The organism is Hoeflea sp. (assembly GCF_984452065.1).
Genome location: NZ_CFHWAF010000165.1, coordinates 1 through 8745, shown reverse-complemented (window position 1 = coordinate 8745; position 8745 = coordinate 1). Strand labels below are relative to the sequence as shown.

10 protein-coding genes are annotated in these 8745 nt (G+C 62.4%); all 10 read left to right on the top strand.

All coding sequences use genetic code 11. The features are described from left to right. The coding region (locus AC5E6N_RS21490; RefSeq protein ID WP_491749731.1) for a TRAP transporter large permease subunit at positions 1-311 on the top strand (311 nt) is incomplete at its 5' end. Then, positions 301-1659: an amidase gene (locus AC5E6N_RS21485; protein ID WP_491749730.1), complete on the top strand. Its 1359-nt coding sequence runs from the start codon at positions 301-303 to the stop codon at positions 1657-1659. The genes AC5E6N_RS21490 and AC5E6N_RS21485, both read left to right, overlap by 11 nt. 22 nt (positions 1660-1681) lie before the next feature. After that, a complete protein-coding gene (locus AC5E6N_RS21480; RefSeq protein WP_491691898.1) occupies positions 1682-1858 on the top strand; it encodes a hypothetical protein in 177 nt (58 codons plus the stop codon). Between the two features lie 86 nt (positions 1859-1944). Next, positions 1945-2697 (top strand): IS6 family transposase, encoded by a 753-nt coding sequence (locus AC5E6N_RS21475; protein WP_491749729.1) that lies wholly within the window; start codon positions 1945-1947, stop codon positions 2695-2697. Between the two features lie 42 nt (positions 2698-2739). Beyond that, positions 2740-3525, top strand: coding sequence for a molybdopterin dinucleotide binding domain-containing protein (locus AC5E6N_RS21470; protein WP_491749728.1), 786 nt, complete (start codon positions 2740-2742; stop codon positions 3523-3525). Between the two features lie 184 nt (positions 3526-3709). Next, complete coding sequence (locus tag AC5E6N_RS21465) at positions 3710-4060, top strand: MbcA/ParS/Xre antitoxin family protein (protein WP_491749727.1); 351 nt, start codon at positions 3710-3712, stop codon at positions 4058-4060. Positions 4061-4065: 5 nt separating this feature from the next. Further along, positions 4066-4560 (top strand): RES family NAD+ phosphorylase, encoded by a 495-nt coding sequence (locus AC5E6N_RS21460; protein ID WP_491749726.1) that lies wholly within the window; start codon positions 4066-4068, stop codon positions 4558-4560. A gap of 192 nt (positions 4561-4752) precedes the next feature. Further along, positions 4753-5409, top strand: coding sequence for an ABC transporter ATP-binding protein (locus AC5E6N_RS21455; protein ID WP_491749725.1), 657 nt, complete (start codon positions 4753-4755; stop codon positions 5407-5409). Beyond that, on the top strand, positions 5406-7808 hold the full coding sequence (locus tag AC5E6N_RS21450) for an FtsX-like permease family protein (protein ID WP_491749724.1): 2403 nt from the start codon (positions 5406-5408) through the stop codon (positions 7806-7808). The genes AC5E6N_RS21455 and AC5E6N_RS21450 overlap by 4 nt, the downstream gene beginning before the upstream one ends. Continuing rightward, a partial coding sequence (locus AC5E6N_RS21445; protein WP_491749723.1) for a lipocalin-like domain-containing protein occupies positions 7798-8745 on the top strand: 948 nt, incomplete at its 3' end. The genes AC5E6N_RS21450 and AC5E6N_RS21445, both read left to right, overlap by 11 nt.

The window sequence follows — 8745 nt, the reverse complement described above, 5'->3', positions numbered from 1 at the left end:
GCTGGCCGCTGGAATGGTCCGAGATCATCATCATCTTCGTGCCGATCTTCCTGCCGCTCTTGCACATTTTCGAGATCGATCCCTTGTTCTTCGGCATTCTGGTGGCGCTGAACCTTCAGACCAGCTTCCTGACGCCGCCCATGGCGATGTCGGCCTACTATCTGAAGGGGATCGCGCCGCCCGAGGTGCGGCTGACGCAGATCTTCGCTGGCGTCATGCCGTTCCTTGTCTGTGTCATACTGTCGATGGTGCTAATGTATCTGTACCCTCGGATCGTCTTCTACCTGCCGGAACTGTTCTATGGCAGGTGACCCCCTGGTGGCGGAGCCGGCCAGCCTGCTCATGGCCCTCGGCGCGCTGAAATTACGCGACCGGATCGCCTCGGGCGCGCTGCGTTCCGTCGAGTTGGTGGAGGCGTGCATCGCGCGCATCGAGGCCCGCGAGGACACAGTGCGCGCCTGGGCCTTCTTCGATTCCGATTTCGTCCGCGAACAGGCCCGGCGGCTGGATGCGCATCGTGCCTCGGGCAAGGCGATCGGGGCGTTGCACGGCGTTCCGGTCGGCATCAAGGATATTGTCGACACGCGCCGCATGCCAACCGAGAACGGATGTTCGCTTGATGCGGGACGGGTGCCGATCCGCGATGCGTACATCATCGACCGGCTCAAGCAGGCCGGCGCGGTAATCATGGGCAAGACGGCGACTGCGGAACTGGCCTATCGCAGCCCGCCGGCGACCTGCAATCCGCACAACTCCGAACACACGCCGGGCGGGTCGTCCTCGGGATCGGCGGCGGCGGTCGCCGATTGTATGGTTCCGCTGGCGGTTGGAACGCAAACCGTCGGGTCGGTGATCCGGCCCGCCTCCTATTGCGGGGTGACCGGCTACAAGCCAAGCTTTGGCGCCATACCCCGTACAGGGGTTCTGACACAGTCGCCGACGCTCGATACGATTGGCGTTTTTGCCGCGGACGTGACCGGGGCGGCGCTTTTGGCGCAATGTTTGTTTGGCCATGACGAAAGCGATCCGGCGACCAGCCCGGCGGCGACGCCGCGCCTGGTCGAAACGGCATGTTCAAAGCCGCCGGTGATACCGACCGTCGCCATCGTCCGCCCGCCGGGCTGGGAAGATGCGGACGCCGACCTAAGGGACGCTTTCAATGAGCTGGAAAAGGCGCTCGGCGAGCGGGCGTTCGCCGTCACCCTGCCAGCGCCGTTCGCTGAAGCCAGGCGGGAACATGAGCGGATCAACTTCGCCGAGATGGCCCGCCATTTCCATCGCTATTGGCGCGATGGGGCCGATCGTCTGAGCGATGCGACCCGCGAGGCGATCGAAGCCGGCAACTCGGTCTCAGCGCGCGACTATCTGGCCGCGCTCGACCGGAAACCGGTGCTTAATGCGGGATTGGGCGAGATATTTTCCCGCTGCGACGCGATCATATGCCCGGCGGCAACCGGGCCTGCGCCCCATGGACTGGACTGGACCGGCAATTCGACCTTCAATGGACTGTGGACACTGTGCGGTACGCCCGCAGTTACCGTGCCGCTGATGACAGCGACGAACGGATTGCCGATGGGTGTGCAGCTTATTGGTGCGCCCGGCGATGATGCGAGGCTGCTGCGCACGGCTCAGTGGCTATGCGACTGGACGGAACAGTGACGGAAAGGAAAAGGAAACTGCCATGAATCGATTGCTTGCCCTGATTGCCTTCGTGTTTCTTGCCGCTTTCCTCGGTATTTTGGCATGGGCCGTGCCCAGCCCGGCTCTGGTGGCGGTCATTGCCCTGACGATCGCGCTGGTCGCCTTCGACTTCGTTACATCAAGCGGCAAAAACTCTGAGAGGACATCACCAAACTAGAGGGGCCTGTCGCAAAGATTTTCGAATTAACTGTGTCTTTAGAATTGGCTGTTGAGAGAACGCTCCTGTTTTTGGAGTTCTGCGTCATGGTTCTCACTTCCATCGTCAACAAACTGAAGCGTCAGTCAAAAGACGATTTCAAAGGCAGACAGTTCGAAGTCTGGCTGATCATTCAGGCAGTATCCTTGTATTTGCGCTATCCGCTGAGCTATCGTGACCTGGAGGAGATGTTCCTGGAACGCGGCCTTGACGTGGACCACAGCACCATCAATCGTTGGGTCTTGGCCTATGCTCCTCTTATCGACAAGCGTTTGCGCCGGTTCCGTAAACAACATTGCGGCTCGGTCCGCATCGATGAGACCTGCGTCAAAATCCGGGGCCGATGGCGCTATCTCTATCGCGCCATCGACAAGTACGGCAATCCGGTCGATTTTTTGCTGACTGCAAAGCGCGATCTTAACGCTGCCCGAAGGTTCTTCCGTAAGATGCTGCAGGGTGCGCCACTGTTGTCACCGGGCAAAATCGGCACCGATGGAGCCGGCACATTTCCTCCGGCCATCGAGGGGGCAGTTGACGAAGGCCTGCTTGCTCCGGACCCGGTGCACTATGTGACCCAGCACTTGCAACAAGGCATTGAGAATGATCATTTCAGGTTGAAGAAGAACATGCCAAAGATCGGTGGGTTCCGATCGTTCAACTCGGCCAGAAAAACCATCGCCGGATTTGAAGCCATGCTGTGGCTCAAGAAGGGCTTCAACTTTACCGGTCAATGGAGCATCCGCGAACAGAACGATCTGCTTGCGGTGCTCTTCGGAATTGAAAAAGTTAACGAAGCCTGAAAATTGCTCCCAATATGGCAGAGGCCTGTCCGCCGACAAAACTTGCGACAAGGCCGGGACAAGAAGGGCAAACTTGCCAGTCTATACCTGAACCCAGATGATGCCGATCGCCTCAAGATCAGTGATGGTGAAAAGGTCCGTATCACGACCAAGGTTGGTGACGCCGTCACCTTCGTCGAAGTAACGGAGCTCCAACGCGAAGGGACCATTGCTTTGGCGAAACGAGCGCTTGATATTGGCTTGTTCACCAATCAGGCAGAAGAGATTTCTACATTCTGGACCCTGAGAGCCGGTCTCGACATGGATCACGAACTGCCTGTCTCCCGGAAACTTCGCCAGCATCGTTATGCCTTGGCGGATGGCATATTCAAGGTCAACGCATCCTCGGATCCGCTGACGCCTGCGGAAACGTCAACCATCAACCGAGTGATTGTCGCATCCGACAAGGTCGAAACCCGCACAGATCATGTTGATCCCGACGGAAATGTACTGACCCTCTGCCCATCCGGTGAGGACGGTGTCACCCATTGGGCCGTTGAAGTATCCGCCTCAACAGTCGAAGCCTTCCTTACATACTATTCTGACATTCTTGGTCTTCCGCGTTCTGATGAAAACCAAAGTGCGGTTCAATGCGGGGATAGTCTGATTATCTGTGCCCTTGGGAAGACCGAACCCGTCGACCATGAAGCCGACCAACTTGAACATCTTGGTCTGCGCTACATTACACATTGCAGGTCTTCGATGTCGACAAGATCTACTATCAGATTTTGGTGCGGGGCGGCAGGTCCGGACTCAAGCCGACGACAATGGGGTCTACCGTGCGCATAGCTTTCGTTCGAGACCCGTTGGGACTTGGATCGAGCTCTCGCAAAGAGCGTCCCTAACCGGCCCGCTTCCGACAGAAGACGCATAGGCGATAAGTTTGTGGCCGCCAGAGCCACATTGCGAAATCTTGACATTCTCACATATTGACGCTATATGCCGCCACAATACGAGTTTCTAGGAGCCAACCATGAACCTTGCCGATTATGCAGACAATGGCGTATTCGCTCCCAAGAAAATCGCTTCCGCGCTGCGGACGACCAGTGAGGAAGTCGCGCGCACCGTCGGGCTAGGCAAGGACGCCGTGCAGCGCAAGGAGCGTATTCAGTCTGACAAAACCCAGAGCCGTTTGCGCCAGATGGTTGAAATTCTGAATAAGGTGGAACCACGCTTTGGCTCGACCTTGATGGCCTATGCCTGGTATCGATCTGAACCCTTGGCGGGATTTTCCGGCCAGACTGCAATGCAGCTGGTGCGCGATGGCAGGGCAGACGATGTTCTTGAATACATTGATGCCGTTGATGCCGGTGTTTTCGCGTAAGCAGAATGCGCTATCAGGGACTGCTTTACCGCGCGCTCAATCCTCTATACGCAAAAGAGCCCCTTTCAGGCAAAGGTGCCAAGCGCTTTGGCGGCAGGTTCAACCCCAAAGGCGTCGAAGCACTTCATACATGTCTCTCGATCGAAACCGCAATTCGAGAATCCAATCAGGCAGGCACCCTGCAACCAACGACATTGGTCGCCTATGAGGCGGACTTGAAGCCAATCTTTGATGCCCGCGATGCAGATGCGTTGCACAAAAGACCGGTCTCGCTGGAAGAGCTCGGCGCGGATACCTGGCGTGACGAAATGCGTGAGCACGGCGGATCTGCATCTCAGAAATTCGCGCGCCAATTGATCAATGATGGGTTCGTGGGTCTGATCGTTCCGAGTTTCATCAAAGGCGCCAGGGAGCACGACATCAATCTGGTGATTTGGAAATGGAAAGAAGAAGAAGACGCGAAATTGAGCGTGATCGATGATGAACATCGATTGGCATGAGTCGATCCGAATGCAAACCTTCATCACCAATCCTCCTCAAATGAACGCAGAAGAACAGGCCGCTGTCAGTCCGCCTCCCCAAAGCTATTCCGCTGCCTCATAACGACAGCGACCAAAGGTCACCTGGACCCGGCATTTCCAACCGGCCCGCAAACCCTCTAAGGTGCACCGAAACCAACACCCGGGTTCACCATGCTGCTTGCGCTGCGCGATGTCAGGAAATCATTCAAAATCGAGGAAGGGCCCGTCAATGTTCTCAAGGGCGTGTCGCTGCAACTCGATGCCGGGCAGCATCTGGCGCTGACCGGGGAATCGGGCTCGGGCAAGAGCACGCTGCTGCACCTGATCGCCGGGCTGGACACGCCGGACAGCGGCGAAATCCGCTTCGACGGGGACGACATTGCGCGGCTGGACGATCCGCAGCTTGCCGCGCTGCGGCGCGGCCGGATCGGGCTCGTCTTCCAGCAGTTCAATCTCATTCCGTCGCTGACGGTCGCCCAGAACCTCGCCTTCCATGCACGGCTGGCCGGCCGTCTCGACCGGGACTGGACGGCGCACCTCACCGAGCGCCTCGGCCTTGACGCCTGCCTGCATCGCTATCCCGAACAGCTTTCGGGCGGCCAGCAGCAGCGGGTGGCGATCGGCCGGACACTGGCCGTGCGGCCCGACCTCATTCTCGCCGACGAGCCGACCGGCAATCTCGACGAGGACACCGGCGACGCCGTCATCGAGCTGATGCTGCAGCTGGTTGCCGATGTGCGGGCCGGCTTCATCCTGGTCACCCATTCGATCCGCCTCGCCGGGCTCCTGGAGCGGCGGCTGCATCTCACCCATGGCCGGCTGCAATGATAAGCGCAGGCTTTTGCGCACTGCTGTCGCACTGGCGCGTCCGGCCGCTGCAACTGGCGACCGTGATCGTCGGCCTGGCGCTGGCGACGGGGCTGTGGACGGGCGTGCAGGCGATCAACAGCGAAGCCCGCTCGAGCTATAGCCGCGCCGCCGCCGTGCTCGGCCAGAACACGCTGGAGCGGCTGGAGGCCGCGGATGGCCGGCCGATTGCCGCCGACCGGTTCGTCGATCTGCGGCGCGCCGGCTGGCTGGTCTCGCCGGTCGTCGAGGGCAGCTTGCGGCTCGGGCAAGAGCGGGTGCGGGTCATCGGCATCGATGTCTTCACCTTGCCGCAAGGCGCCGCGCCGCTCGGGCTTTCCGGCAATGCCGACATCACCGCCTTCACATCCGGCGACGGGCTGATCCTCGCCCATCCCGAAACCGCCGCAGCGCTCGCCGACAGCGGGCTTGCCCTGCGCGGGTCGCTGCGGGTCGCGCAGGGCGACCTGATGGCCGATATCGCCACGGCCTGGACGATGCTCAAGCGGCAGGATGTGGACTATTTCCTGCTGGCGCCGCGGCAGCCCGCCGGCCTCGCTCCGCTGGCGCAGATCGCGCCGGACCTCAAGCGCGTCGCGCCTGATCCGCAGGGCGATGTCGCGCGGCTCGCCGACAGTTTCCACCTCAACCTGACGGCCTTCGGGCTGCTTTCCTTCGCCGTCGGCCTGTTCATCGTCCATGCGACGGTCGGCCTCGCCTTCGAGCAGCGGCGCACGGTGATCCGCACATTGCGGGCGCTCGGCCTGCCCAACCGCACCGTCATCCTGCTGCTGCTCATCGAAACGCTGCTGCTGGCACTTGTCGCCGGGCTGCTGGGCGTGGCGCTCGGCTATGGCATCGCGGCGCTGCTGCTGCCGGATGTCGCGGCGACGCTGGCCGGGCTCTACGGCGCCTCGGTGCCCGGATCGCTCACCCTGCGGCCGGACTGGATCCTGACCGGCCTTGCCATCGCCTTCGCCGGCGCCCTCATCGCCGTCGGCCAGGGCCTGTGGCGTATTGCCCGCATGCCGCTGCTGGCGCCGGCGCAGCCGCGCGCCTGGGCGATGGCGAATCTCAAGACCAGCCGCTGGTCGACGCTTGCGGCCCTTGTCCTGTTGCCGGCGGCCCTGATGACGGCCTGGCTCGGCAGCGGCCTGTGGGCCGGCTTCGCAACCCTCGGCGCGCTGCTGCTCGGGACCGCTCTGCTGCTGCCGGCGCTGCTGATCGCCATCCTGACGCTCGGCGCGCGCACGGCCCGGTCGGCCATGGCTGAATGGGTGTGGGCGGATATGCGCCAGCAGGTGCCGAGCCTGTCGCTGGCGCTGATGGCGCTGATGCTGGCGCTCGCCGCCAATGTCGGCGTCGGCACCATGGTCTCGTCGTTCCGCGACACATTCACCGGCTGGCTCGACCAGCGCCTGGCCTCCGAGCTCTATGTCTCGGCGGACAATGAGGTTCAGGCCGAGGCGATGCGGGCATTCCTTGCCGGGCGGGCGGATGCCGTGCTGCCGATCCGGGAGACCGAGATCGAGATCGGCGGCCTTCCGGTCTCCCTCTACGGCATCGTCGATCACGCCACCTACCGGGACAACTGGCCTCTGCTGCAAAGCGCGGAGAATGTCTGGGACCGGGTGGCCGCCGGCGACGGCGCGCTGATCAACGAACAGCTCTTCCGGCGCGGCGGCCATGAGTTGGGCGAACGCCTGACCCTTTCGCCCGGCTGGTCGCAGGAGATCGTCGGGGTCTATTCCGACTATGGCAATCCGAGCGGCCAGATGATCGTCAGTCACGATGCGCTGATGGGCTTTTTCCCGGACATTGCGAAATTGCGTCATGCCGTCCGCGTGGCGCCCGAAGAGACACAGGCACTGACCGAGGCGCTTACCGGCGAATTCGGCCTTGCCCCCGGCAACATCCTCAACCAGGCGGATGTCAAACGGTTTTCGCTCGACGTCTTCGACCGGACCTTCCTGGTGACGGGCGCCCTCAACACACTGACGCTCGGCATTGCCGGTTTCGCCATCCTTGCCAATCTGTTGACCCTGTCGTCGATGCGTCTGTCGCAATTGGCGCCGGTCTGGGCGGTCGGCACGACGCGCGTAACGCTGGCGCGGCTTGAATTGCTGCGCACTCTGGCGCTCGCCGCCCTCACCTTCCTTGTTGCGCTGCCGGTCGGCCTGGTGCTCGCCTGGGTGCTGCTGGCGATCGTCAATGTGGAGGCGTTCGGCTGGCGGCTGCCGATGTTCGTCTATCCGGAGCAATGGCTGCGCCTGCTTGCCCTGGCGCTGGTCGCCGCCGGCCTTGCCGCCGCCATTCCGGTCTGGCGCCTCGCCCGCACGCGGCCGGCGCGTTTTCTCAAGGTCTTCGCCCATGAGCGCTAGGTTTCTTGCCCTGCTGATTGTGCTGATCGCCGGCAGCGCGCTGGCGCAGGGCTTCGCCGGGCTCGGCACGCAGAGCGACGGGTTTTCGGTGCCGGAACCCGGGCAGGACCTTGTGTTCCCGGAGGATCACGGCGCCCATCCCGATTACCGTATCGAATGGTGGTATCTGACCGCCAATCTGACCGACGGGAACGGCACTGATCTCGGCCTGCAATGGACGCTGTTCCGCTCCGCGCTGCGGCCCGAGGCCGGCGACGGCTGGTCGGCGTCGCAGGCCTGGATGGCGCATGCGGCCGTCACCACCGAAGACCGCCACTTTTCGACCGAGCGCTTCGCCCGCGGCGGCATCGGCCAGGCCGGCGTGACGGCGACGCCCTTTGCCGCCTGGATCGACGACTGGCGGATGACCAGCCGGGCGGCGGCGGGCGAAGACCCGTTGTCGGCGCTTCACGTCACCGCCCGCGGCATCGATTTTTCCTACGACATCGATCTGAAGGCGTCGGGACCGCTGGTCCTGCATGGCGACAACGGCTTCTCGGTCAAATCCGCCTCTGGCCAGGCGAGCTATTACTATTCACAGCCCTTCTACACGGTGACGGGCACCGTCCATCTGCCGTCCGGGCCTGTCGAGGTCAGCGGTCAGGCTTGGCTTGACCGCGAATGGTCATCGCAGCCGCTCGATCCCGACCAGACCGGCTGGGACTGGCTGTCGCTGCATTTCGACGACGGATCGAAGCTGATGGGCTTCCGGCTGCGCAGCCGCAGCGCCGATGCCTATACCTCGGCCACCTGGATCGATCCCGACGGACAGACCACCGCCTATGGCGATGGCGCGCTGCGGATGACGCCGGTGGGCACACATGAGGTCGCGGGCCGCACGGTGCCGGTCGAGTGGCGCCTGCAGCTCGCGGCGCGCGGTCTCGACATCACCATCAAC

Excerpts from the sequence above, each read along its gene's own strand:
- AC5E6N_RS21485 (WP_491749730.1), top strand. The coding sequence starts at position 301 with ATGGCAGGTGACCCCCTGGTGGCGGAGCCGGCCAGCCTGCTCATGGCC.
- AC5E6N_RS21480 (WP_491691898.1), top strand. The coding sequence starts at position 1,682 with ATGAATCGATTGCTTGCCCTGATTGCCTTCGTGTTTCTTGCCGCTTTC.
- AC5E6N_RS21475 (WP_491749729.1), top strand. The coding sequence starts at position 1,945 with ATGGTTCTCACTTCCATCGTCAACAAACTGAAGCGTCAGTCAAAAGAC.
- AC5E6N_RS21465 (WP_491749727.1), top strand. The coding sequence starts at position 3,710 with ATGAACCTTGCCGATTATGCAGACAATGGCGTATTCGCTCCCAAGAAA.
- AC5E6N_RS21460 (WP_491749726.1), top strand. The coding sequence starts at position 4,066 with ATGCGCTATCAGGGACTGCTTTACCGCGCGCTCAATCCTCTATACGCA.
- AC5E6N_RS21455 (WP_491749725.1), top strand. The coding sequence starts at position 4,753 with ATGCTGCTTGCGCTGCGCGATGTCAGGAAATCATTCAAAATCGAGGAA.
- AC5E6N_RS21450 (WP_491749724.1), top strand. The coding sequence starts at position 5,406 with ATGATAAGCGCAGGCTTTTGCGCACTGCTGTCGCACTGGCGCGTCCGG.